This window comes from Alkalibacterium sp. m-11 (genome assembly GCF_054658155.1).
In genome coordinates this window covers 1-255 of record NZ_BAAGIR010000526.1, presented here as the reverse complement: position 1 = coordinate 255, position 255 = coordinate 1, and the positions used below count along the sequence as shown (strand labels likewise).

General features: G+C 38.8%; 1 protein-coding gene. It reads right to left on the bottom strand.

All coding sequences use genetic code 11. From position 1 onward, the window contains the following. Window positions 1–29: 29 nt before the first annotated feature. Window positions 30–255: hypothetical protein (locus ACYQ2O_RS13450; RefSeq protein ID WP_459796855.1), on the bottom strand; the 226-nt coding region annotated here is incomplete at its 5' end.

The following is a 255-nucleotide window of genomic DNA, read 5'->3' as shown; positions in this document are numbered from 1 at the left end:
TTCTCTTCGGACTTTCTTTCTGTTTTCCATTAAAATGAGACATCCTGATCTTCCATAAATCCATTGGATTCAAAAGACGACGGAACTCTCTCTTCCTGCTGTATGGCTGTTTCAATTAATTGCTTGGCCTGTGAATAGGAAAACAAATACGCTTCCTCGCTGGAAATTTTATACGCCTGAACGAGTTGTTGGATATAAAGTTTCAATGTGGGAGAACACGTTTGTTCAAAATAACAGGTTTCGATCTCTTGCCAT